Genomic DNA, 517 nt, shown 5'->3' on the forward strand with positions numbered 1-517 from the left:
GGTTTTCCGGCTGGCGGTACATGTCCCAATAGGCAACCCAGTTCACATCCAGATACCAGGTTGGCACCATGAACCTCTTGGCCCGCAGCACCCGGTCCAAAGCACGCACATTAGCACGCAGGTCTTCCAGGGTTTTGGCCTCGATAACGCCATCAATCAGCACGTCTACTGCCGGATCGGCCAGCCCGGCCGGGTTGAACACCGAATACTCATGCGCCTCCGAGCCGAAATACTGTTGCAGACCGGTCGACGGCTCCAATGACATCGGGAAAGCAGTGAAAATCATGTCGATCTCCTTTTCCCGGCGGCGGCTGGTAAACTGGGCGTAATCGACCCGGTTGACCACCGCATCCACACCCATGGTGCGCAGGTTCGCGACATAGGGCTGCACGATGCGCTCGATGGTGGGGCTGTCCACAAGGAATTCGATCTTCAGCGGTGTGCCTTCTGCGTTGCGGCGCATGCCGTCATCGCCGACGGTCCAGCCGGCCTCGTCCAGCAGCTTCATTCCCCGGCG

General features: G+C 60.2%; 1 protein-coding gene. It reads right to left on the reverse strand.

The features are described 5' to 3' along the window. Positions 1-517, reverse strand: a 517-nt coding sequence (locus RA21_RS21880; RefSeq protein ID WP_039152757.1) for an ABC transporter substrate-binding protein, incomplete at both ends; no start/stop codon positions are given.

The sequence above is a fragment of the Leisingera sp. ANG-DT genome, assembly GCF_000813785.1.
Taxonomy (GTDB): domain Bacteria; phylum Pseudomonadota; class Alphaproteobacteria; order Rhodobacterales; family Rhodobacteraceae; genus Leisingera.